The sequence below is a fragment of the Vibrio sp. 1401 genome (assembly GCF_033340295.1).
The window spans coordinates 124743-149703 of sequence record NZ_JAWOWF010000005.1 but is presented as its reverse complement, the minus strand read 5'-3'; the positions used below and the strand labels follow the sequence as shown (position 1 = coordinate 149703).

Here is a 24961-nt window from a genome sequence, read left to right as displayed (position 1 = left end):
ATATTGGGCGAAAATTAGACATTATGTTGAACGGTGGAATAAACCGCTCAACGCTTAAGCTGACGCAGCCACACCCTTGCTGCTTCAGCATCCAATTCGATTTGTTGTTTAAGTGCTTCAAACGACTCAAACTTTTGCTCATCTCGAAGTTTATGCAAAAGTTCCACTTCTAGTTGCTTGCCATATAAATTGGCATGAAAGTCGAATAAGTGCACTTCTAACTGTTGGCGAACACCATTGACGGTTGGTCTTTGACCAATATTAGCAACACCACCAACTGGCTTATTTCCTAAGCCAAGCGCTTGAACAACATAGACTCCGGAAACCGGAGAAACACAGCGTTTCAAAGGAATATTTGCAGTAGGGAACCCAATGGTTCGACCTAGCTTTCTTCCGTGAGAAACACGACCGCTGATGCTGTAGTTTCTTCCCAGCATCTGTTGCGCGGAATGCAAATCGTCACGCGCCAGCGCTTGACGGATAGCCGTACTGCTGACACGTAATTGTTGTAAACAAAAGCTCTGGGTACTTACGACATCAAAGCCGTATTTTTCCCCTGCTTCCTGCAGCATTGCAAAGTTACCTGTACGGCCTTTGCCAAAGCAGAAATCATCACCAACGACAAGAAACTTAACACCCAAACGCTCGACCAACAAGTCACGGATAAACTCTTCCGCGGTTAAACTTGCAAAATGGCGATTGAAATTGACACACAGTAAGCGGTCAATATCGAGCTTACTCAATTGCACGAACTTATCGCGTAATCGCGTCAACCTTGCAGGTGCCTTGTCTTTGGCAAACAGCTCCATCGGCTGAGGTTCAAAGGTCATCACAACAGAAGGCAAGGATAGCCTGTCCGCTTGCTCAGACACTTGCTGCAATACTTGTTGATGGCCTTTATGGACACCATCGAAATTGCCAATAGTCAGCACACAACCATGATGTCGCGGGTTGATATTGTGAATGCCTCTAATCAGTTCCATTGGATACTGCTTTCTGCCTCTGTTTTACTTTACACTGTGTGAAACTGACGGATTATATACTAATCACCCTCAGTCTGTCCCAGCTTTTAGGTCTTTTAAACGCGCACCAGTTAAAAATAGAACCACTAGGTAAACTACGGCTCCTAAACCGATCAACATCCCTAGCACCGCGCTTCGGTGAGCAAAGCTCCAGCCCAGCCATACTGACATATCTTCCAGTTGCCATAAGATTGCCGCCACCATCGCCGCGCCAGCAATAGCTAAACGTATAATAAAGAAGACGGTTCGCTTAGTGATTTGGTATACCTCTGCGATGTGCAGGCCACGATACAGCAGTGCCATATTCACAAATGCCGATAGTGCCGTCGCGATAGCCAAGCCAACGTAGCCATAGAAGTACGCAAAAATTGCATTAAATACCATGTTGGTCACCATCGCAATGATGCCGTATTTCACTGGCGTTTTAGTGTCTTGACGCGAGTAATAACCCGGAGCGAGCACTTTAATCAGCATAAAGTTCAACAAGCCTGAAGCGTAAGCAAAGAGTGACAATGATGCTTGATGTACGTCTTGTGGCGAAAACTCACCTCGCATGAATAACACCATCAACATAGGTTTTGCCAGTACCATCAAACCAAGCATTGCAGGAAGGCCAAGTAAGATCACCATGCGCACCCCCCAGTCCATGGTTTGTGCGAATCCTTCATTTTGTGCGTCAACATGTTTGCGTGATAATGCTGGTAAAATCACCGTTGCAATAGCAATACCAAACAGACCTAACGGGAATTCCAACAAGCGATCTGAATAGTACAACCAACTGATCGAACCGGTTTGCAGAAAGCTGGCAATAAAAGTATCAAACAACAAGTTGATTTGGCTTACCGACACACCGAACAAAGCAGGAATCATTAAGGTTCGGATCTTCACCACGCCCGGATCGCGCCAGCCCCATTTTGGCTTAACCATAACCCCCGCTTTAATAAGGAAAGGGATTTGAAATAAGAACTGAACCAAACCACCAAGGAAAACACCGATGGCAAGACCAATCTCTGGCTGTGACATCTGCGGCGAGATAAACCATGCTGCCAAAATGATCATTACGTTGAGGAAGACGGGAGTAAACGAAGAAACCGCAAACTTACCTAGTGTATTAAGAATGGCTCCCGATAGGGCAACAAAAGTGATGAACCATAAATAAGGAAAGGTAATCTTGAGCATCACGCTAGCAAGTTCGAACTTCTCAGCCGCGGGACCACCATGCATCCAGTCTAGGAACCAACCAAAACCAAACAGTGCAGTCACCACTCCGGAACCTAGAACACCTAAGATGGTAACAATTGAGACTATCACCCCTAATGTACCCGCCGCACGAGCAATGAGCTCCCGAGTTTTATCCATGTCGCCTTGAGCATGGCTTTCCGTTAAAACAGGTACAAACGCTTGGGAAAAAGCACCTTCAGCAAACAAACGTCGTAAAAAATTAGGAATTTTATTGGCGAAGAAAAAGACGTCTGCGCTTGCTCCTGCCCCCATTAAATTTGCCACTACAACATCACGAACTAGGCCAAGAACGCGGGAAATAAATGTCATAGCACTGACGATCATGCCAGACTTGAGTAGTCGTTTACTCACTGTAACCTCGGAATATCACCATAAGACAGCTAACTCTATACTGTTTCTCTGACAGGTGCTGTAAATAGACGTCAAAAATCTATCCGCGGGTTGTAAGGAATAAGTGTGCCTTTCGCGGATAATTATTAGCATTGGTATAAAAATGCTGTTAGAATCCCCGCCATCTTAACCGCGATAACCTCTCTTACCAAAATTTGTTTTGGCTTAGATCGGTTTTTGCACAAATCATTTGACATTTAAGCGCAAATGAGGGATATTCCTCGCCCTTAAATTGTCACAGAACTAAGTTTTTGGGAGTTAGACCCTTGGCAAATAGTAAATCTGCTAAGAAGCGCGCTATCCAAGCTGAGAAACGTCGTCAGCACAATGCTAGCCGTCGCTCAATGATGCGTACTTACATGAAGAAAACTGTTGCTGCTATCGAAGCAGGCGACAAAGAAGCTGCAACTGCTGCATTCGCTGTAGTTACACCTATCCTAGACCGCATGGCAACTAAAGGCCTTATTCACAAGAATAAAGCAGCTCGCCATAAGTCTCGTTTCGCTGCACAAATCAAAGCTCTTTAATAGAGTCCTGATTTTACAGTGAAGAAAAAACCGACCTTGTGTCGGTTTTTTTATATCTAAAAAATTTTCTTAATAAAAAAAGCTGGCAATGCCAGCTTTTCTTTTTCTGAATGTCCCATTTAAAGACATCAGCTTATTCATTACCCATATAACGCTCATACTAGAAAGCACTAATAAAACACTTGAGAACAAAGCAAATTGGTCGATGAGTAGTACCCTATCATCAAAAGTTTAACGCCACTCTCAAATATTCCAACAAGTTAGATTCACACTCTAAGATGAGCAGTATATTAGGACTATTTAATTAATGTTGAGCACTCTCAGCACAATAAAGACTATGCAGTGTTTTTATTAACGCTTTCACTTCATCACTCTTTAATGTGTAGTACACCGTCTGTGCTTCTTTCCTTGTCGTGACTAACTCATCACGGCGAAGCCAAGCAAGATGCTGAGATAATGCCGACTGGCTTAGCTCTAACTTTGCACACAGCTCTCCCACGGACAGCTCTTGGTTATGCAGCATACAAAGGATTTGTAGGCGTCTCTCGTTTGCCATCGCTTTGAGCAACACGACGGCTTTTGCGGAGTTCTGCTCCATTTCTTGTAGATTCATGTGTTGGACCTCTAGCTACAACTTACTTATTCCAACCCTGGCCAGCTTGTTGTGTTGCACTGATTTATATATCTAAGAAAATCAAGATACACTTCCAGAGTCTTCATTATTAGAACCTCTAATTTAGTTGTTAGTGATACACCAATATTATCCACCAAGGATTTTAATTGGTGCGCCATCAATAATTAATAGTTTTGCTCACTAAAACAAGTATCTTGCTTACTTAGATATTATTTAGAATTATATTTTTATTGATAGTAATCTATTTATTTACGCAACGATACGGGTTTACTCAAACATTTGACTGAAATCAGCATCACAAACATTTTTTACCGCGGGGTGTTGGATCATTCGTTCCGCAAAAATCACGTAGTACTCTTCTTTTAGCCCATCGACATGGCCAATTAGCTGTAAATTTCGGTCGTCTTCAATCTCCGACATGTATACGGTCGGTGCCAAGAAAATCACATCGTCGTGGTACCGAGCAAAAGCTTTCATCAACGCAACATCATCAAACTCCCCTAGCACATTGGGTTGAAGGCCTTGACGATCAAACCATTGAATAACTTTACGCCCCATAGCCGTTCGGCTCGCGGGAATCAGAAGTTTTTTTTGTTCCAAGATCTCAGGGAATCGCACATTTTCAATTTCAGAAGAAGCAAAAAAGCTCATGCTACTTTCACCCAACTTTTTGCTATAAAGGCCAGGACTTTGAGTAGAATCAACGGGACAATCCGAAAGGATCATATCTAGCTTGTGCTGAGAAAGGCGTTCAAGTAGCAGTTCGTGGGTCGATTCATAACAGCGTAAATGAATACTGTTATCTTCCGGGACGGTCGTCATCAGTACTTTACTGACCAAGCGTTTAGATAATGCATCGGCTACACCAACTTCAAATAGAATGTTCGAGTGCTGGCTGTAATTGACGATATCTAACATCTCATAGCTCAAACCGAACATCCGGTCGGCGTACTTAAACACAAGCTGACCTAACTCAGTGGGCTCAACTGTACGACCATTGCGCTTGGTTAACTTTCCTTTCATGCGCTCTTCAAGCGCTTTAATCTGTCCTGTCACGGTTTGCGGTGTCAGGAAGAGCGCGTCAGCCGCCTTAGTTACAGAGCCCTGTTTGCACACCATCCAGAAATAATAGAGATGGTTGTAGTTTAGATGTGACATGATCGAGTCCCGAAAAGAAAGTGATACTTTTTATACCAAATGTGACAGAGACAAACAATAAACTCGACAAAACCATACAATACCTTACAAAAGCATAAGTTTTACCGAAAGTATAAAGTCAATACTGTCATAAAAGTTGAACTGAGGCGCATTTTCTCTACAAAAAAAACGCAAAAACCAAACAAAACGAAATCAAAATTTAACCATTAAAATCAACAATTTAAAAATTAATTTTCTTCCTCTTTTACGCCATTATCAAAAAGAACAATAAAAATCTCTCACAGCAAGAAATCTGTAATATTACTGAAATATTTATTCTCTAACATCGCCCGCAGATTCAACTACAGACCGAAAAATGAACTGAAAGGTCAACGGAGAAAATTATGATGAACCAAGCTACTTCAACAGTGGCACCAATTTCGAGCACAGCTCGTTGGTTACGCTGGGCTAACTTGGCATTCATGTTATATCTGCTTCTTCTAGCAGTATCTATGGTTGGTAGTGGCTTTAAATGGGCAACTGGCGATCAAGCTAAGGTGCTATTTGAATTTGCCGCACACCCAGTTGCAGGTCTCATGATCGGCTTGGTGGCAACAGCCTTAATTCAGTCTTCAAGTACTGTAACGTCTATTATTGTAGGCTTGGTTGCAGGTGGCTTACCTGTAGAAACCGCTATCCCTATGGTGATGGGTGCTAACATTGGTACCACAGTGACCAATACGCTTGTGTCTCTTGGCCACGTGCGCTGTAAAGAAGAGTTCAAACGTGCATTTGCAAGTGCAACCATTCACGACTTCTTCAACTTGCTTGCTGTCGCTATTTTCCTTCCGTTGGAAATGATGTTCGGCATTTTAGAGAAAGTTTCTCACTGGCTTGTTTCTCCACTGCTTGCTACTGGTGATATGAGCATTAAAGGCTTCAACTTTATTAAACCAATTACAAAGCCAGTCGTAGGCGCAATTAAAGGGCCACTTTCTACCTTCGGTGATACTGTTGGCGGCGTCATGCTTATTGCTTTGGGTATTGCGACTATCTTCGTTGCAATCACAGTGATGGGTAAATTGATGAAGAGCCTAATGGTTGGTCGCGCACGTGAAATTTTGAAAAACGCCATCGGTCGTGGTCCTATTCACGGTATCGTATCAGGCTCAATCGTGACCGTTCTAGTACAATCTTCCTCAACCACGACAAGTTTAATGGTTCCGTTGGTTGGTACTGGCGTGTTGAAAGTACGAGATATCTACCCTTTCACTCTGGGTGCTAACATTGGTACTTGTATTACGGCACTACTAGCAGCGACAGCGGTATCTGGAGAGTTTGCAGTATTCGCACTACAAATCGCTCTAGTCCACTTAGTATTTAACATCATGGCGACGCTGTTTATCTTTGGAATTCCATTCCTACGTGAGATTCCGGTTAAAGGCGCTGAGATGATTTCTGAAATGGCTATTAAGAATAAAGCAGTTGTTGGTGGTTACCTAATGTCAGTATTCGTTATTCTACCAGGTGCAATTCTAGCCCTAACAACGTAACAACAACGACATACCATCGCTTATTGTTTAGGCTCCACATCGTGGAGCCTTTTTTATGATAATTAAACTGTTCAAATCGATTGTCCGGTGATAATTTGAGCCACATCAGCATGCTTATGCTGAGCTATCTCATTTGGAGTCGACAACATGACGCAGCTTAATGACGCTATTTCTGATCAGCTACTCGCAATAGACGAAAACCTAACCCAACTGGTTGCTGATATTGATATCCTCAGTAGCGTGAATCCTCTTAATTATGCTCAAGAAAGAGAACGTTTCATTAAAAACAAATATTCTCAAGAGCCTAATTTTCAATATTCAATTACTAACGTAGATACCCACAGCGCAAAGCGACGCCTATATGAGCTACCTCTAGAAAACATTCAAGACACCCAACTGCAGAGGCTGTACGCGGATGTAATTCAGTCTTATGCAGATAAACTGGATCAAGTGAATACCATAGGTACGCAAGAGTTTCTTTATAACTCCTTACGCTATTATGGGGAACCGAGCGCCAAAGATATTGCCAACGCCCATTTCATATTGCACCTTCCTACAGAAGAAGAAAAAGAACCTCAGCACGATAGCCGTGCAATAGCACGTTTCATGCAAAATTTTGCTCAACGCAATGGGTATGAATGTGAAATACAGGTGTTGGACGGGATGTTAGCAAACGCACTAGTTTCAGGATCTAGAGTCAAAATTAACCACGCGGCGTACATCACCACTGATGAGCTGGAGGCTCTTGCACATCATGAAATGGGAGTACATCTCCTAACTACGCTTAACGGTCGTCAACAACCGCTAAAAGTCCTGAGCTTAGGTTGTCTTGCCAATACCAACACTCAAGAAGGGCTGGCTATATTATGTGAGTATCTGTCAGGACATTTCAGTATCAAGCGCCTAAGAACCTTAGCCTTACGAGTTCTGGCAGTAGAGTCGATGATCAAGGATCGCGATTTCCGCCATACGTTCATGCTATTAAAAGAACAGTATAAAGCTTCTGATCTTCAAGCATTTACAACGACTGCCCGAGTCTATCGAGGTGGAGGTTTAACGAAGGATTACTTGTATCTTAGAGGATTCCGAGAGGTGCTCAATGCCTATGATAAATTGGGCGATGACTTTTCACTATTGTTGTGCGGGAAAACAGAGCTGAAGTACTTTGAGCTTATCCGTTCATTAGTGAGTAAAGAAATATTCACTCAACCTAAGTTTATTAGCCCGGCACTGTCCACACCGATGCAGACCAACCCAATTCACCGTTATATTGTCAGTGCACTAAAATAATACCTTCTAAGTACAAAAAAGAAAAAAGCTCCATTCGGAGCTTTTTCTATATCTTGAAGAACGATACTCGTTACACTGAGAATGGGTAACGAATAGGATCGTGATGCTCGTACCCTTCAACCCAAAAGTCATCCAGTGTTACCCAAGTTTCCAAATCTTCTAGAGATTTAATCTCTGGGTTGATATGGAACGTCGGCGCTTTTAATGGCTCACGCTTCAACTGAACATCGCGCATCAGTTCAAGCTGGTCTTCATAAATGTGAGCATTCACAATCTTATGAAATGCCTGACCAGGTTTCTTGCCCGTAATTTGCGCCATAATCGCCAAGAATACGTAAACTTGAACCATATTGAAGTTTAAGCCAAGCGGTACATCACACGAACGCTGAGTACTATTCAGGTAAAGCGTATCATCCAGCAATGAAAAATGGTGACTGTACATACAAGGACGCAAGCACCCCATGTGGAACTCACCCGGATTGTAGAAGTTCAGGATTTCACCGCGATCATCAACACCACGCGTTAAGTCATCCACTATCTTACGTAGCTGGTCAACATGACCACCATCAGGTTTCGCCCAGGCGCGCCCTTGAACCCCATAGACACGGCCCATGTCGTCTTCGCCTTTACGGTATGGGTTATTCAACCAGGCATCATTTAGGTTGGCATTGGCATCCCAGGTTTTCGTGCCCAGCTTACGAAAATCTTCCGCATTATCGTAACCACGAATATACCCTAATAGCTCTGCAACGGCCGCTTTCCAAAAACTTTTACGTGTGGTGACCAACGGAAATTGATTGTTCGCAACATCGTAGGTTAAATCCGCGTTGATTACGGTCAGGCAGCGCTTGCCTGTACGCTCATTTTCAACCCAAACACCTTGGTCAACGATGCGTTGACACAAATCTAAATACTGTTTCACACCAATACCTTACTTCGTCTTTTGTGGTAATTCGTCTTTGTAATGACCACGTTTGTATGCCCAAACCATCATGAGGACACCGATAACCACCATTGGCAGGGATAAAATCTGTCCCATGGAAATAAAGCCACCGAATAAACCCAAATGAGCGTCTGGTTCGCGCACGTACTCAACTAAGAAGCGGAATGTACCATATCCAGCTAAAAATAGCCCTGAAACAGAACCTAGAGGACGAGGTTTCTTGATGAACCAATTCAAGATGAAGAAAAGTACGATACCTTCAAGCGCCATTTCATAAAGCTGCGATGGATGACGTGGCAGTGGACCGCCATTTGGGAAAACGATCGCCCAAGGCACATCCGTTACTCGGCCCCACAACTCGCTGTTCATGAAGTTACCTAAACGCCCCATACCCAAACCAAATGGCACAAGCGGCGCGATAAAGTCAGCAACACCGAAGAAAGTTCGCCCGTTTTTGTGTGCATACCAGAACATCGCAGTAATCACACCCAGTAAGCCCCCGTGGAAAGACATACCACCGGTCCACACTTTAAATAGATACAAAGGGTCAGCCAGGAAGAGCTCAAAATTGTAGAAAAGCACGTAGCCTACACGGCCACCAATCACCACGCCAAGGAAGCCTGCGAACAACAAATCAGAAACCTGCTCTCGTGTCCAACCACTTCCAGGCTTATCCGCACGTCGGTTCGCTAACCATAGAGCAAACATAAAGCCCACAAGGTACATCAAACCGTACCAACGAACCGAAACAGGACCAATAGAGATTAAAACCGGATCAATATTGGGAAATTCAATATATCCCTGAGACATAAATCATTCTCTTCTTATCACAACAAAATAAATATACCCAAGTAACCTCTAGATGCTTGGTTCAGCGAGAATGACTTGGGTACAAACTTAGAGCAGCATGGTCGCTGCAACAAACATTAAGAACACCGCGAATATCTTTTTTAATACCGCAGTTGGAAGGTTAGTTGCCAGCTTCGCACCCACTTTTGTTGTGAGCATCGAGGCCATAGCAATCGCTAATAAAGCGGGAAGATAAACATAACCAATACTGTATGAAGGTAAGCCTTCCACTTTATAGCCATGTAAGATGAAGCCGATCATACCAGAAATAGCAATCACGCAACCACAAACGGAGGATGAGCCCACCGCTTTACGCATCTCTATCCCATGTTTATTTAAAAATGGTACCGACAGTGAGCCACCACCAATACCAGCAAGGCTTGATACGACACCAATTCCCGTGCCGTAAACTACAGTCACAGGGCTGCTCGGCATAGGTTTACTGCTCGTAACTTTAATGGAACGAAACATTTGTACTGACAGGCAAAGAACAATGACACCAAACACTTTCGGCAAATAGTGTGTAGGGATCCACTCAGCAATATTGGCACCAACAAAGCCACCAATGACCACACCAGGCATCAACCATTTTACGACAAACATATCGACATTGCCGAGCTTAAGGTGATTCATCGCCGATGAGCCAGACGTGACAATAATACTCGCTAACGAAGTGGCTAAGGCCATGTGCATACTCATTTCTGGAGAGATCCCAGCAAGAGGAAGCAAATACAACAAGGCAGGAACAACAATCAAACCACCACCGATACCGAGTAACCCCGCCATCACACCCACAAAAGCGCCTAGCGCCAACAATAACAAAAATAAAGAGACGGTCACGATTTCCTACTTTTTACCTGCACGGATAAAGCCCGCAAAGCCCTGTTGAATGAAGAAGTCATGCATCATTTGATGAATGTCCTCCCCATAGGACTTTGTCATTGCTTGCTCCGCTAATTTTTCTAATTCTTCTTGTTGACTATGACGAATCAAATATTTCACCTTAGCCACGTTGGAGGTGTTCATACTCAAACTGGTATACCCTAACCCAAGTAAGAGAAGAGCGCCAAATGGATCACCCGCTAGCTCACCACAAATACACACGGGCACCTGATATTTATCACACACCTCATGGATTTGCTTAAGCGCTAACAGTACCGCAGGATGCATAGATTCATAGACATCCGCTACGCGCGAATTGTTCCTATCTACCGCTAATAAATACTGAGTTAAATCGTTTGTCCCGACAGAAACAAAATCAACACGGTGAGCAATCGTTGGCAACAGATACACCATCGATGGTACTTCAATCATGACCCCAATTTGTGGGAATTGAATTCTATCATCAAGCAAAACGGCTTCGCTGTGAGCTTGATTAATCAAGCTAATGGCATCGTCTAGCTCTTTTACCCCTGACACCATTGGCAATAAGATACTTAAGTTTCCGCTTTCTGCACTCGCTCTTAACATTGCACGCAGCTGGATCAAGAAAATGTCTGGATGATCCAATGTAAAACGAATGCCACGCCAGCCTAGAAACGGATTATCTTCTTCGATGGGCAAATACGGCAAAGGTTTGTCACCACCAATATCCAAAGTACGCATCACTACTCGTTGATTCGGATAGCTGTTAAGTATTGCTTGGTATTGATGATACTGCTCATCTTCCGAAGGAAAGTGATGCTGAAGTAAAAATGCAATCTCAGTTCGGTACAACCCAACACCATCAACACCTGTGTTGATGGCAATATTACTGTCTGCACTGAGTCCCGCATTCAGCATAATTTCGATATGGTGATTATCTTGCGTAACCGCAGGGAGTGCGAGGTCCTTGTTTACCATGGCAAACAGTTCAGACTCTTCGCTTACTAAGCTGCGATACTCTCGCAACAACTGGCGGTTTGGCTCTAAGAAGATCTCACCCGTATAGCCGTCGACTATCCCGAGTTTGCCATTCACCACATCCGGATTAATGTTGGCGCCCATGACTGCAGGGACCCCAAGAGCTCGAGATAAAATGGCAGCGTGAGAGTTAGCGCCTCCCTCTAATGATACGACAGCTAACAAAAACTCTTTAGGTACAGAAGCGAGCAAGGTGGCAGTGAGTTCATTCGCCACCAAAATAATGGGACGATCAATTGCAGAATTTTCTTGCTCGCTGTTGTGTAGAAAATAGAGCAGCCTTTGCCCTAACTCTCGGATATCTTGCGCTCTTTCACGCATGTATACATCCGACATTCTGGCAAATCGATTCGAGTATGACTCTACAACTTGGCGTAACGCCCAGTCTGCCCTATCTCCTTTTTCAATCTGCTTCTTCAAATCACCGCGAAGCATCGGATCATTCAGTAAGTGAGTAAACAGATCGAAGATCGCAAGCGCATCTTTGTTGATTTCACTGTCCAGCTTTTTCCGCATACGGCGAAAGTCATTTAACGCTCGCTCTATGGCCACCAGTAATGTCTCGTGCTCGCGTTCCTTATCTAACGTGGACGAAGGGAAAACATCCGATAAACTCGGCTGGGTATTGTCGAACCAAAACTCTCCAATCGCGACACCAGTAGACGCAGGCAAACCTTTTAATACCGTGGGTTTAGATGCTAACTGCCAATGCCCAAGACTCTGCGCATGTGCAATGAGCACCGCTAACTGAGCGGATAAAGTAACAAGAAACGATTCTTCCATTTCACTAAACAAGCGCGGTGTTTTTTGTTGGATCACCAACACACCTAAAACTTGTTTACGATGAATGATTGGAGTAGCTAAAAAAGAGTGGTAAATCTGTTCGCCGAGTTGAGGAAAGAATTTGAACTCGGGGTGTTTTGAGGCTTCGGCAAGGTTAAGGGGTTCAGCGCTTCGTTTTACCAACCCAACCAAGCCTTCATTGAAGTTGATATGAATACTATCACCTTCAAAAATAAGGCCTTGAGTTGCCATTAACTCAAGGCGCTGCATTTCTTCATTAGCAAGATAGATAGTACAGCACTCAGTACTAAGGGCAGCACAAGTCTCTTTCACCAATATATCGAGTGCCAGATGCACATCATCGACCCTGGAGACTTTCTCAACTATTTCCCTTAGCTGACTGAGCATGATTATCCTCTACGTTGCTTTTTTCTTTTCCCTTTCGCTTTTCTCTCTCGAAAAGGCATGGCTAAGGATGCAAATTCTTTCATCGCTCGTCGATAAACATCTCGCTTGAAAGAAACAACTTGCCTAACTGGATACCAGTAACTTACCCAGCGCCAACCATCAAATTCAGGGGATTTTCCGCGTTGCATATTAATGCGAGACTCATCGCATTCTAATCTCAGCAGAAACCATTTCTGTTTTTGGCCGATACAAACAGGCTTGGAGTCCCAACGCACCAATCGCTTTGGTAGCTTATATCTTAACCAATGACGACTTGTTGCAATGATCTTAACGTCTTTTTTCGTTAAACCGACTTCTTCGTATAACTCCCTGAACATGGCTTGTTCAGGGGTTTCACCTTCGTCAATCCCACCTTGTGGAAATTGCCATGAGTGTTGCCCGTATCGTTTAGCCCAGAAGACCTGACCATGGTTATTACATATCACAATACCAACATTAAGTCGGTAACCATCGCCATCTATCACTGGCTAACCTCTATGAATAAATTTTTTATTACCGTGATTTTTCCACATATCCCCATTACTAGCAAACTTACTGATGTGATATGAGCAAGATTTATTACCTTTTCAGCATTTTTGGATATCTTTTAATCAAACCATACCTTATCAACACAAGAGTGAGACATTGCCCACATTTATTCACCTTTTCTGTGAATAACTTTGTGAAGAATTCAATTCAAATGAGTAATTCAGTTCAATCCCATCAAATGAAAAACAAATGAATAAACAAAAAAAACAAACATAATACATTGATAAAAAAGTATTTATTTTTAAAAACAACGATAATTCGATCTTCAATTTCTTGATGATCTTTTCACCAAACTCAGATCGGTCAAAGATCCACCAACAGGCTATTTATCCACACTTACCTGCTATTCGTTTAGATGATTACAACAAAATCAACCCCAAAAATGCATTTTAACCCCTGTTTATTCATACAGACCTCGTCAGGATCTTATCTATATCTCCTCCACCTGTGGATAAGTTATGAATTGATCGTTCTTACACCGCCTCGGTGAAATCTTAAACAGTAGATTTGGTCGGAGTTTGATAAACTATATTTTTTGTAATACCACCTTGTAACTATGAAACCAGAACCACAAACAGAAGCAGAGCTATTGGAACGAGCGCATGATATGGCAGGACTCAGTTTTGCTGAGTTGGCCGCCGAGGCGAATATGATTGTTCCTGAAAACTTAAAACGTGATAAAGGTTGGGTGGGTCAATTACTCGAATGGCACTTGGGCGCTCCAGCTGGCAGTAAACCTCAACAAGATTTCGCAAAACTAGGGATCGAGTTGAAAAGTATTCCGATCAGTTACTCTGGCAAACCTTTAGAAACAACCTTTGTTTCTGTGGCCCCCCTCACTGGTGTTCATGGTCTTACATGGGAAACAAGTCATGTTCGAAACAAGCTATCTCGTGTGCTTTGGGTACCCGTAGAAGGAGAACGAGAAATCCCACTCGCTGAAAGACGTGTGGGCAGTCCACTCATTTGGTCACCAGATGAAGAAGAAGAACGGATTTTGCGAAATGACTGGGAAGAGTTAATGGAGATGATCGTCTTGGGAAGATTTGATCAAATTTCCGCCAGACACGGAGAAGCGCTGCATCTTCGCCCTAAAGCCGCAAATGCAAAAGCGCTCACCGAAGCATATAACTCAAATGGTAAGCCGATGAAAACTCTGCCCCGAGGCTTTTACCTTAGAACACAGTTTACTGAACAGATCTTACTCAAGCACTACATTAACACTCAACCAGAATAAAACTATATCAGCTATTTAGTGCGTCACGAGCGATAACTCAATATCGCAGTATGAGGCTGCCTCTTCAGTGCCACATTCGTCATACGCATTGCGCAGCCTTAAATACGCTTTATCGACCCCTAACCTCAATAGTTCTTCTTTTACTAAGTCTAGAGAGCCAAAATGTATCGGGTCTTCACCGTCTTTAATCGGCTCAAGTTGATGCTTGTACTCCACAGCTAAAAGATAGTCAGAGACATCAGAACACCCAATCACAAATACTTTGGGAGTTTTATAAGTATCTTTATGTGGACCATGTAGCCACATGTCCAATTGATGCTTCTGCATAACATACCTCCTTCACACGATCATTTAAGTGTAGTTAGGCTAACTGTAGCTTTCGAGTTTGCTCATCCTTTATACGTAAATCATTTGCGATTGCGGCTACAAATCCCCTATATTGGAGTCACTTATTTAGTCGGTAACTCTTCAAGGACGTGATATGCAATACACAAAACTACCGCACTCATCACTTGAGATCAGTAAAATCTGCCTCGGCACTATGACGTTTGGCGAGCAAAACACAGAAAAGGACGCCTTTGAACAGCTCGACTTTGCCCTCGATCATGGGGTGAACTTCATCGATACCGCAGAGATGTACCCTGTACCGCCAAACTCGGAAACACAAGGGCTCACCGAGCAATACATCGGTAATTGGTTAGCAAAAAGCGGCAAAAGAGAGAAAGTAGTACTGGCAACAAAAGTGGCAGGCCCTCGCAATGTTCCTCACATTAGAGACAACATGAGCCTTAATCGTCGCCACATCCATACAGCAATTGATGACAGCCTTAATCGTCTACAAACCGATTATGTCGATTTGTACCAACTACATTGGCCGCAGCGTCAAACCAACTGCTTTGGTCAACTCAACTACCCATACCCTGACAAACAAGAAGAAGTCACGTTAATTGAAACGTTGGAAGCGCTTACTGAATTAGTGAATGCAGGTAAAGTGCGCTATATCGGCGTATCCAACGAGACGCCGTGGGGTGTGATGTCGCTATTGCGTTTGGCAGAAAAACACGATTTGCCAAGAATTGTCTCCATTCAAAACCCATATAACTTATTGAACCGCAGCTTCGAAGTTGGCTTGTCTGAAATCAGCCATTACGAAGGCGTTCAGTTACTTGCCTACTCTCCTTTGGCATTTGGCTGCCTGAGTGGTAAATACCTAAACGGGGCAAAACCTGAAGGCGCTCGATGCACTAAGTGGGAGCGTTTTGCGCGCTACTTCACTCCGCAAGGTGTTAAAGCGACCGAAGCTTACGTCAATTTAGCTCAAGAGCATGGTCTAAACCCTGCACAAATGGCGCTCGCGTTTGTCAATCAGCGTCCATTTGTTGCTTCTAACATTATCGGTGCAACAAACCTAGACCAATTAAAAGCCAATATCGACAGTATTGATTTGCAACTTAGCGACGAACTACTTACTGAAATTCAAGCAATAGGTACAACTTACTCGAATCCTTGCCCTTAACGGTACCCCCCTCAAACGAAAACAGCTGACCTTCAAGATCAGCTGTTTATCCAATGAAGTCATACTTCATATAAAAAGTTAAGCGTGTTGAATGACTCGTTAGCAACTCAGTCAGTCCAACACGCTAACGATTACGTCATTATTCGCGACGTTAAAACTCGACGAAGATGACGAACTCGACGTTCAACTTTTACTGCATCCGGAACATTGGCACGTGTAGAACGACCATCGCGATCTAAACCAATATCCCTCAATAGATGAACATTCGTCCATGGAATATCATGAGCAGTTCGGCGTATGGTACGCTGCCATTGCTTTTCTTCGCGTTTAAGGTCTGCTTTCAATAGCAAAGTGGCCAATTGTAAGTAAATAGAGTGACGCATAATATTTTCTCCGATTATCGATGTATTCGACTGGGAAAAATAGTGCGTAAAATGAACAGAAATATTCTGTTGATACTAAGCCGCTACTTTCCCGCAGCCTAGTAATAAATATGATAGGTTACGGATTAATTTTTATCTTGTGAGCCAGTGGTATTGGTATCATCCGATTTAAGGGTTATCGGAGCGATAGGCATACGATCAGCGCAAGCAGTGGTGTTAACAACGTAATGTTTCATCTTGCGCCTCCTAGCTAAAAATTAATCCGTTTATGAAAGGTATAACTCATTGAGTTACGGTTAAATTGTAAGCTTTGATGAATATATATCAAACATTTTTTGCCTTTTTGATTAAAAACAAATCAATACACCGCAATTTAGTTTCATATACTTTTATGTATAACATATTCACCTGAGGAATATATAAATTTGCGGATTTTATAAATCAAACCAAACAAAAATAAAAAGAGCGGCTCTGTGGCCACTCTCTTTTATTGTATTTATTCGCCTATTTAACACAGGGAAAGGCCAACTACATGGCTTGTTCGGAAATCAAGTTATGTTTATTAAGTAGTCGATACATGGTTGCACGCGAAACTCCGAGCTCTTTCGCCGCATTTGAAACTTGACCAGAATGAGATTCCAAAACAACCAGCAACGCATCACGTTCACTCTTCTCTCGGATTGATTTCAAGCTGCGCTTTGAGTCATTACGTTGAGGTAAATCTAAGTGATGCTCTTCAATCATTACGCTGTCGGACATTAATACCGCTCGCTTCACTTGGTTCATCAGCTCACGCACATTTCCAGGCCAGAAATAACGTGTCAGTGCCTTGAATGCATCCTCAGAAAAGCTTTTTGCTTGCGAGTTGTACTCTTTTGAGAACTCTTGTAAGTAGAAACGAGCCAGCAATGCGATGTCACTCGCACGTTCTTTCAAGCTAGGGACATTGATGCGCAGAACGTTGATGTAATGGTAAAGCTCTTCATTGAAGTCACCGTCAATCAAAGCTTTTTCAACATCCGACGAGTTAGCAGCAAGAATACGCACGTTAACCGCTTTTACGCCATCTTTAGTATCAATGGTGCCTTCTTGCAAGAATCTCAGCAGATTCATTTGCTGCTCTTTTGAAATGGTAAGAATGTCATTAAACAACACGGTGCCACCATCTGCTTGTTCAAGCAGGCATGCTTCCATATCTTCATCGGCGTTAATACCAAATACTTCAGCTTGGAAACGTTGTTCATTGAGTGCGCGACAGTTAATTGCCATAAACGGTTTATGAGAGCGTGAAGAGACTTTATGGATGGCCCTAGCAACCGCCTCTTTACCAGTCCCACTTTCCCCAGAAATCAGAATGCTGACATCCGTTGGACCAATGCGCTTCACTTGATCGCGTAAACGTTTCATCGGGATAGATTCACCGATCAAACCCATATCTAAACTGCTACCAAAACTAGGCCAAACTTTTTTCTCCAACTTAAGCATGCCAAGCTGGTGACCTATTGTGCTTAATAACTGTGCATCTGGGATCGGCGCTGTGAAAAAATCGATACAAAAGTTAACAATGAACTGGCATATGGTGTCAGTGCCAAGCTGAGATTCACGAATAAACGCTAACCAACGTACGTGTTTGTGAGAGCTGACTAAGTTCGCCAAGCCATTCAAGCTGAACTCGTCATGGCTGAGATCAACAATACCGATACATGGACCAATATCTTCTAACAGCGTATTAGCTTTGCGTAAATCACCTACTTGGTGACACTTCCAGCCCACTTGCTCCAGTACCGATAACCAAGGCTCATAAGTACCGCCAACTACCACAAGCGATCCCGGGATGGAATCCATCTTAAACTGCCCAGCCATTCTCTAACCCTTTTTCATTGTTAATAGAAATTTTGTGCCACAAACTTATCTTTGCGAGCGGGTAACATTATCGAGACTCCGCCCCCTCACGTCTGTCTCAGTATTAAGACTATGCAATAGATTGAGATTTGGCGAATGTTTATTTGCATATCCCATTAAAAAGCAAATGCAACAACTTGAATTAACTTAACTAAAAGGCAAAAAAAACCACCCGAAGGTGGTTTTTTACTCATCCTATCGAATTACGCTTGCGGACGCATTGCAGGGAATAGGATCACGTCACGGATAGTGTGCGTGTTAGTCAGTAGCATAACCAAACGGTCGATACCGATACCTTGGCCTGCTGTTGGCGGTAGGCCGTGCTCTAGAGCAGTGATGTAGTCTGCATCGTAGAACATTGCTTCGTCGTCACCAGACTCTTTCGCTTCAACCTGTGCTTTAAAGCGTGCATCTTGGTCTTCAGCATCGTTAAGCTCTGAGAAACCGTTCGCTACTTCACGGCCACCGATAAAGAACTCAAAGCGGTCTGTAAAGAACGGGTTATCGTCGCTACGACGAGCTAGTGGAGAAATATCTGCTGGGTAACCAGTGATGAACGTAGGCTGCATTAGCTTAGGTTCTGCTGTTTCACCAAAGATCTCTTCAAGAAGCTGACCACATGTCCAGAAAGGTTCTACTTCAACGTGAACAGATTTCGCGATAGAAACCATTAGATCACGGTTTTGTAGGTCTTCTTCTGTTAGCGCTTGGATTTGCGCGTGGTCTGGGTTGTAGTGCTTGATTGCTTCGAACATGCTCATACGAGTGTAAGTACCACCAAACTCAACCGTTTCATCACCGTAAGGCATTGACGTTGAACCTAGAACTTCTTGCGCCACTGAGCTTAGTAGTTCTTCAGTTAGGTCCATCAGATCTTTGTAGTCTGCGTACGCCATGTAGAATTCCATCATTGTGAATTCTGGGTTGTGGCGTGGAGAAAGGCCTTCGTTACGGAAGTTACGGTTGATTTCGAATACGCGATCAAAACCACCAACAACTAGACGCTTCAGGTATAGCTCTGGCGCGATACGTAGGTACATTGGCATGTCTAGTGCGTTGTGGTGCGTGATAAATGGACGCGCACTCGCACCGCCAGGGATAACGTGCATCATTGGCGTTTCAACTTCCATGAACTGCTTAGAGATCATGAAGTTGCGGATTGCAGACATTACTTTAGAACGTACTACAAACGCTTGACGAGAGTCTTCGTTAACGATCAGGTCAACGTAACGTTGGCGATAACGCATCTCTTGGTCAGTTAGACCGTGGAACTTCTCTGGAAGTGGACGTAGTGCTTTGGTTAGCAACTCGTACTCTTCCATGTTCACGTATAGGTCACCTTTACCAGACTTATGAAGTGCACCTTTAACACCGATGATGTCACCGATATCTAGACCTTGGTATTTTTCTTTAAGTACTTTTTGAACCGCTTTGTCAGCATAAGCTTGGATACGGCCAGAAGTTTCTTGAATTACCAAGAATGGACCACGTTTAGCCATGATACGGCCTGCGATTGCTACTACGTGGTTAAGCTCTTCTAGCTCTTCCTTCGTCTTTTCACCGAACTCTTTCTGAAGGTCGCCCGCTAGTGCGTCACGACGGAAGTCGTTTGGATGGCCGTTCGCTTTGCAGCTCTTTCGGATTGCATCCAGTTTAGCGCGGCGTTCAGCAATCAGCTTATTTTCTTCTAGTACAGTTTCGTTTTGAACAGCATCAGTCATTTTCGATGTATCCTGTTTTTGTCGGTGAAAAGCTTTATAGACCTGATTTCAGGCTAGCTTCAATAAATTTGTCCAGATCGCCATCAAGAACCGCTTGAGTATTACGGTTTTCAATGCCCGTACGGAGGTCCTTAATACGTGAGTCATCCAATACGTAAGAACGGATCTGGCTACCCCAGCCAATGTCAGACTTAGCGTCTTCATTAGCTTGTTTTTCCGCATTTTGCTTTTGCAATTCAAGCTCAAATAGCTTCGCTCGAAGCTGTTTCATTGCCTGATCTTTGTTCTTATGTTGAGAACGGTCATTCTGACACTGAACCACTGTGTTCGTAGGTACGTGCGTAATACGTACCGCAGATTCTGTGGTGTTTACGTGCTGACCACCTGCGCCTGACGCACGGTAAACGTCAATGCGTAGGTCGGAAGGATTAATGTCGATGTCGATGTTTTCATCAATCTCTGGATAGATGAACGCAGAAGCAAATGACGTATGGCGACGACCGCCTGAATCGAACGGAGATTTACGAACAAGACGATGAACGCCCGTTTCAGTGCGTAACCAACCGTACGCATACTCACCAGAGATGCGAACTGTTGCCGACTTAAGACCCGCGACTTCACCTTCAGAGACTTCAATCACTTCAGCTTTGAAGCCCTTCGCTTCTGCCCAACGTAGGTACATACGCAGCAGCATGTTAGTCCAGTCTTGTGCTTCTGTACCACCAGAGCCAGCTTGCAAATCGATGTAACAATCAGAGCTATCGTGGTCGCCAGAGAACATACGACGGAATTCAAGCTTTTCTAGCTTCTCTTCCAACTCAGCAAGTTCTGGTTCAATTTCGTCAAATGTTTCTTGATCTTCTTCTTCTACAGCCAGCTCAAGAAGACCTTCTACATCTTCCACACCTTGCTCTAGTTGATCAATGGTTTCAACAACCGCTTCTAGTGATGCACGCTCTTTACCCAGTGCTTGCGCACGCTCAGGTTCGTTCCATACATCTGGTTGTTCAAGTTCTGCGTTGACTTCTTCTAGACGCTCTTTCTTCGCGTCATAGTCAAAGATACCCCCTCAGGACATTTGTGCGCTGAGACACGTCCTGCAGACGGTTTTTAATTGGATTGATTTCAAACATGTTTACTCAACATTTTAGAATAGAATTTAACCGAGAAATTCTACTGAAAAATGTGACCGAGATACAGGAAAATTTCGGATGAGAAATCAGATTGCGGTGAGAGAGAGCACGGTCATAAAATTTTACACCCACTTCGGGGCAACCGTACTCTATAAGAAAGGTTAATCTAGGTATTACTTAGCTTCGATATGATCGATCATCAATTGCAATGATTGATTACCACGAAATTCATTCACATCCAACTTATACGCGAGACGTACTGTTTTAACCGATGCATCTGGCCATCGGCGTAGATCAACATTGAATGCAATGCCGTCGATCATCATATTGGTAGGGTGACCTTTATAAAGCGGCTCTAACATCAATTTAAGATGCTTCTCACCCACCAGCTTTTGATGCAGTACTTTAAACTCACCATCAAAGATTGGCTCTGGGAAAGCTTGTCCAAAAGGGCCACCCGATCGCAGCTGTTCAGCAACATGCATAGAGAACTCTTCCGGCTTAAGTTCACCATCTGACATGATCACGCCTTTTAGCGCCGCTTCATCGAGCTCCTTTTTTACCACTTCATCAAACAAACGACTGAAACGCTCAAAATCCTGCTCTTTAATCGTTAAGCCTGCTGCCATGGCGTGTCCACCAAACTTGATGATCAAACCCGGGTTTTGCGTGTCGATGAAATCCAACGCATCGCGCATGTGTAGCCCCGGAATAGAACGACACGAGCCTTTAATCGTCCCTTCTCCGCCATCAGCAAATGCAATGACTGGACGGTGAAACTTCTCTTTAATACGCGAAGCCAAAATACCAATCACACCTTGATGCCAATCACGTTGGAACAAGGCTAGGCCATAAGGAAGCTCATTGCCTTCACCAAACTGAAGGCGCTCACAGAAAGCCATCGCTTCTTGCTTCATGCCTTCTTCAATCTCTTTACGTGTTTGGTTCAAGCCATCCAATTCACTTGCCATGCGACGAGCAGCGTGGATGTTGTTACACATCAGCAGTTCAACACCGAAAGACATGTCATCAAGACGACCTGCAGCATTAATACGTGGACCTAAAGCAAAGCCAAAATCGGACGCAACTAAACGACGCGCATCGCGCTTCGCGACCTCAATTAACGCTTGGATGCCGGGACGCGCTTTGCCCGCACGAATACGTTGCAAACCTTGGTGTACAAGAATGCGGTTGTTTTCATCCAATGGAACGACGTCGGCGACGGTACCCAGTGCAACAAGGTCAATCAGTTCCATCAACTTGGGCTCTTGCATCCCCTGTTCTGCAAACCAATTGTGTTTTCGCATATGAACGCATAGTGCCATCATGAGATAAAACGCGACCCCCACACCCGCAAGCGCTTTAGATGGAAAGCTACAGCTCTCAAGGTTTGGGTTCACCATTGCATCCACATCAGGCAACACTTGTCCTGGCAAGTGGTGATCGGTAACAAGCACAGTAATGCCATTTTCTTTTGCGTAACGCACGCCTTCGATTGATGAGACGCCGTTATCCACCGTCATGATCATCTCAGCGCCAAGCTCTAAGGCTTGGTCAACGACTTCTGGACTTAACCCATAACCGTCTTCAAAACGATTTGGCACTAGGTAATCCACATTGTGACTACCAAGCATACGCAGCGCGAGTACTGATAATGCTGAGCTTGTCGCACCATCAGCGTCAAAATCACCGACAACGATGATGCGTTTTTGTTCTTTTATCCCCTGAAACAAAAGATCGACAGCTTGCTCAATCCCCCCGAGTTTTTGATATGAATGCAACCCACGGGCCGACGTTTCTAATTGTGAAAGATCCGTTATCCCACGGTTGATGTAGATACGTTTAAGAATCGGAGGAATGGAATCAGGAAGAAGGGAAAGATCAGGTTCAGGACGTCGTTGAATTTCTATCATGCTTAAAAGAGCCGACAACTTTGCCGACTCTGCTCCTAATGGATTATAGTTGCTTTAAACGTTTCAATAGCTCTGCAGGTGGTAGGTAGCCACCAACCATTTCGCCATTCGGTAAGAAGATTGCTGGCGTACCAGAAATACCCAATTGGCGACCTAGATTGTAATGCGCCTGGATGGTTTCTTTACACTGTTTCAGGTCTTTCGCAGGGTTATCAAATGTACGATTCACTTTCGCGTTGTGCATTGCCGACGCCGGATCTTCAGCACACCAAATCGTTGCCATTTGTTCTGCCACAGGGCCAGTTGCACCTTGGCGAGGGTAAGCCATGTAACGCACTGTAATACCTAGCTCATTATAGCCTTGCATTTGGCTATGCAGACGCACACAGTAACCACATGTGATATCGGTGAATACGGTCACAACGTACTTTTCATCGTCGGCTTTGTATTCGATCATGCTATCGGAGAACTGCGCAATTTTCTCGGCGTTAAGCGGCGCTTGACGCTCTGCTATGACATCTTTGTAACTGCCATCATCATTAATGACATAAAGCGTACCGGCGATAAAATGGCTACCATCATTTGAAGCAAACAGGATCCCGCCATTGGTTTGAATTTCCAATAAGCCAGCGACGTCTGATGGTTGAATATCAACGATAGATAAACCAAGCTTTGAGAACTTAGTTTTTAATGCTGCTTCATCAAAGCCGCTTTGTGCAGCTGGCGCCACTTGTTGCGCAGGAGTCTCCGTTTGAGCCTGACTTTCTTCTGCACCACAAGCGGTAACAAAAAATGGTAAAGTCAGCAGAGTTAGTCGGCGTAATACGCTCATGAAATTCACCTTAATGTAAAATCGTTTTTCCAAGAGGACATGGATGAATCTAACCATTGTTATGCTCTTGGGTGGTGTTGACTGTGGATCTGCTTCAATCGTTCAGTCGCCACGTGAGTATAAATTTGCGTGGTCGATAAGTCACTATGTCCTAAAAGCATCTGTACGACCCTGAGATCTGCGCCATAGTTCAATAAATGCGTGGCAAAGGCATGACGCAGTACGTGCGGCGACAGCTGATCAGTATCAATCCCTGCTATCAAAGCATAGTATTTAATACGGTGCCAAAACGTCTGACGAGTCATCTGTCTTGCGCGTTTACTAGGAAAAACAATATCAGATGATGTATCACCAAGTAACGCAGGGCGCCCTTGTTGAATGAACGTCTCGATCCAATCGACCGCGTTTTCCCCCATAGGAACCAGGCGTTCTTTACCACCTTTACCAGTCACGCGCACCACCCCTTGGCGCAAGCTAACATTTTCCATGGTCAAACTGACGAGCTCTGTCACACGCAACCCTGTCGCGTAGAGTAGCTCTAGCATCGCTTTATCGCGCAATTCTATAGGGTCATTCGGGTCTGGCGCTTCGAGCAACGCGTCCACTTGCTCTTCACTAATATCTTTGGGTAAACGTTGTGGCAGTTTAGGGCTAACCAAGAGCGCACTCGGGTCATCAGCGCGCACCTTCTCACGATGCAGGTATTGAAATAAACGACGAATAGCCGACAACATACGCGCACGGGACGTCTGTTTGTAATCTAAGTCTACAAGGTGGCTTTGATATTCTTGCAAGCCAGACAAACTGATAAAATCAAGACGGTATCGATGTTTTTCCATCCACACGAGCAGCTTCATTAAATCGTTTCGGTAGGAAGCCAACGTGTTCTCTGATAGACCACGCTCCATCCACATCGCATCTAAGAATTGCTCAACAAGCGAAAAATCTTGTTGATTGACAGGCTGTTGTGCCGTCATGAATGCTTCCTTATCTGTTTATATTTACAGTATTTAGATTAAAGCACCTGCCAATCCAATACCATAAAAAATCATCCCA

The 24961-nt window shown here is 44.0% G+C and carries 22 protein-coding genes; 5 read left to right on the top strand and 17 right to left on the bottom strand.

Going from position 1 to position 24961, the window contains the following annotated elements; all coding sequences use genetic code 11:
- Positions 1-47: 47 nt before the first annotated feature.
- Positions 48-983, bottom strand: coding sequence for a bifunctional riboflavin kinase/FAD synthetase (gene ribF / locus R7Z77_RS04740; RefSeq protein WP_005381933.1), 936 nt, complete (start codon positions 981-983; stop codon positions 48-50).
- A gap of 69 nt (positions 984-1052) precedes the next feature.
- A complete protein-coding gene (gene murJ, locus R7Z77_RS04735) occupies positions 1053-2615 on the bottom strand; it encodes a murein biosynthesis integral membrane protein MurJ (RefSeq protein WP_005381936.1) in 1563 nt (520 codons plus the stop codon).
- Positions 2616-2920: 305 nt separating this feature from the next.
- On the opposite strand from murJ, the gene rpsT reads away from it, so the two are divergent.
- Positions 2921-3181 carry a 30S ribosomal protein S20 gene (gene rpsT / locus R7Z77_RS04730; protein ID WP_005381938.1) on the top strand — a complete coding sequence of 87 codons (261 nt, stop codon included), beginning with the start codon at positions 2921-2923 and terminating at the stop codon, positions 3179-3181.
- A gap of 304 nt (positions 3182-3485) precedes the next feature.
- Here rpsT and R7Z77_RS04725 read toward each other — a convergent pair whose 3' ends face one another.
- The gene (locus tag R7Z77_RS04725; protein ID WP_005381940.1) at positions 3486-3794 is read right to left on the bottom strand and encodes an ArsR/SmtB family transcription factor; all 309 of its coding nucleotides are present in this window, start codon (positions 3792-3794) and stop codon (positions 3486-3488) included.
- Between the two features lie 288 nt (positions 3795-4082).
- Complete coding sequence (nhaR, locus tag R7Z77_RS04720) at positions 4083-4973, bottom strand: transcriptional activator NhaR (RefSeq protein ID WP_005381942.1); 891 nt, start codon at positions 4971-4973, stop codon at positions 4083-4085.
- Between the two features lie 386 nt (positions 4974-5359).
- Here nhaR and R7Z77_RS04715 point away from each other — a divergent pair, with 386 nt between their 5' ends.
- Positions 5360-6505 (top strand): Na/Pi symporter, encoded by a 1146-nt coding sequence (locus R7Z77_RS04715; protein ID WP_182016015.1) that lies wholly within the window; start codon positions 5360-5362, stop codon positions 6503-6505.
- A gap of 147 nt (positions 6506-6652) precedes the next feature.
- Positions 6653-7795, top strand: coding sequence for a flavohemoglobin expression-modulating QEGLA motif protein (locus R7Z77_RS04710; RefSeq protein WP_213967407.1), 1143 nt, complete (start codon positions 6653-6655; stop codon positions 7793-7795).
- Positions 7796-7865: 70 nt separating this feature from the next.
- Here R7Z77_RS04710 and R7Z77_RS04705 read toward each other — a convergent pair whose 3' ends face one another.
- The 5 genes from R7Z77_RS04705 to rppH form a co-directional block, all read right to left on the bottom strand.
- Positions 7866-8717, bottom strand: a complete 852-nt coding sequence (locus R7Z77_RS04705) for a thymidylate synthase (RefSeq protein ID WP_005381947.1) — start codon at positions 8715-8717, stop codon at positions 7866-7868.
- A gap of 9 nt (positions 8718-8726) precedes the next feature.
- Entirely contained in the window at positions 8727-9548 is an 822-nt protein-coding gene (gene lgt, locus R7Z77_RS04700; RefSeq protein WP_005381948.1) for a prolipoprotein diacylglyceryl transferase, read from the bottom strand.
- Between the two features lie 87 nt (positions 9549-9635).
- Positions 9636-10427 (bottom strand): sulfite exporter TauE/SafE family protein, encoded by a 792-nt coding sequence (locus R7Z77_RS04695; protein WP_005385965.1) that lies wholly within the window; start codon positions 10425-10427, stop codon positions 9636-9638.
- Between the two features lie 6 nt (positions 10428-10433).
- Positions 10434-12680, bottom strand: a complete 2247-nt coding sequence (gene ptsP, locus R7Z77_RS04690; protein WP_033906109.1) for a phosphoenolpyruvate--protein phosphotransferase — start codon at positions 12678-12680, stop codon at positions 10434-10436.
- Between the two features lie 2 nt (positions 12681-12682).
- Positions 12683-13204: an RNA pyrophosphohydrolase gene (gene rppH / locus R7Z77_RS04685; RefSeq protein WP_005381953.1), complete on the bottom strand. Its 522-nt coding sequence runs from the start codon at positions 13202-13204 to the stop codon at positions 12683-12685.
- Positions 13205-13824: 620 nt separating this feature from the next.
- On the opposite strand from rppH, the gene mutH reads away from it, so the two are divergent.
- A complete protein-coding gene (gene mutH, locus R7Z77_RS04680; protein ID WP_017821501.1) occupies positions 13825-14505 on the top strand; it encodes a DNA mismatch repair endonuclease MutH in 681 nt (226 codons plus the stop codon).
- A gap of 15 nt (positions 14506-14520) precedes the next feature.
- On the opposite strand, the gene R7Z77_RS04675 is transcribed toward mutH, so the two are convergent.
- Entirely contained in the window at positions 14521-14832 is a 312-nt protein-coding gene (locus tag R7Z77_RS04675; protein ID WP_005381772.1) for a DUF6482 family protein, read from the bottom strand.
- A 154-nt stretch (positions 14833-14986) separates the two neighbouring features.
- Here R7Z77_RS04675 and R7Z77_RS04670 point away from each other — a divergent pair, with 154 nt between their 5' ends.
- The gene (locus R7Z77_RS04670) at positions 14987-16021 is read left to right on the top strand and encodes an NADP(H)-dependent aldo-keto reductase (RefSeq protein ID WP_005381774.1); all 1035 of its coding nucleotides are present in this window, start codon (positions 14987-14989) and stop codon (positions 16019-16021) included.
- Between the two features lie 131 nt (positions 16022-16152).
- Here R7Z77_RS04670 and R7Z77_RS04665 read toward each other — a convergent pair whose 3' ends face one another.
- The 7 genes from R7Z77_RS04665 to xerD form a co-directional block, all read right to left on the bottom strand.
- A complete protein-coding gene (locus R7Z77_RS04665) occupies positions 16153-16404 on the bottom strand; it encodes a hypothetical protein (protein WP_005381776.1) in 252 nt (83 codons plus the stop codon).
- A gap of 528 nt (positions 16405-16932) precedes the next feature.
- A complete protein-coding gene (vpsR, locus tag R7Z77_RS04660; protein ID WP_017635067.1) occupies positions 16933-18267 on the bottom strand; it encodes a cyclic-di-GMP-binding transcriptional regulator VpsR in 1335 nt (444 codons plus the stop codon).
- A gap of 242 nt (positions 18268-18509) precedes the next feature.
- Positions 18510-20027 carry a lysine--tRNA ligase gene (gene lysS, locus R7Z77_RS04655; protein ID WP_005382861.1) on the bottom strand — a complete coding sequence of 506 codons (1518 nt, stop codon included), beginning with the start codon at positions 20025-20027 and terminating at the stop codon, positions 18510-18512.
- Between the two features lie 34 nt (positions 20028-20061).
- A protein-coding gene (gene prfB, locus R7Z77_RS04650) for a peptide chain release factor 2 (RefSeq protein ID WP_100068604.1) occupies positions 20062-21160 on the bottom strand; the annotation gives its coding sequence in 2 pieces (ribosomal slippage) (positions 20062-21084 and positions 21086-21160; 1098 coding nt in all).
- Positions 21161-21333: 173 nt separating this feature from the next.
- A complete protein-coding gene (recJ, locus tag R7Z77_RS04645) occupies positions 21334-23073 on the bottom strand; it encodes a single-stranded-DNA-specific exonuclease RecJ (protein ID WP_225491975.1) in 1740 nt (579 codons plus the stop codon).
- Between the two features lie 43 nt (positions 23074-23116).
- Entirely contained in the window at positions 23117-23905 is a 789-nt protein-coding gene (gene dsbC / locus R7Z77_RS04640; RefSeq protein WP_213967410.1) for a bifunctional protein-disulfide isomerase/oxidoreductase DsbC, read from the bottom strand.
- A 59-nt stretch (positions 23906-23964) separates the two neighbouring features.
- Entirely contained in the window at positions 23965-24882 is a 918-nt protein-coding gene (gene xerD / locus R7Z77_RS04635; RefSeq protein WP_005381788.1) for a site-specific tyrosine recombinase XerD, read from the bottom strand.
- Between the last annotated feature and the right edge of the window lie 79 nt (positions 24883-24961).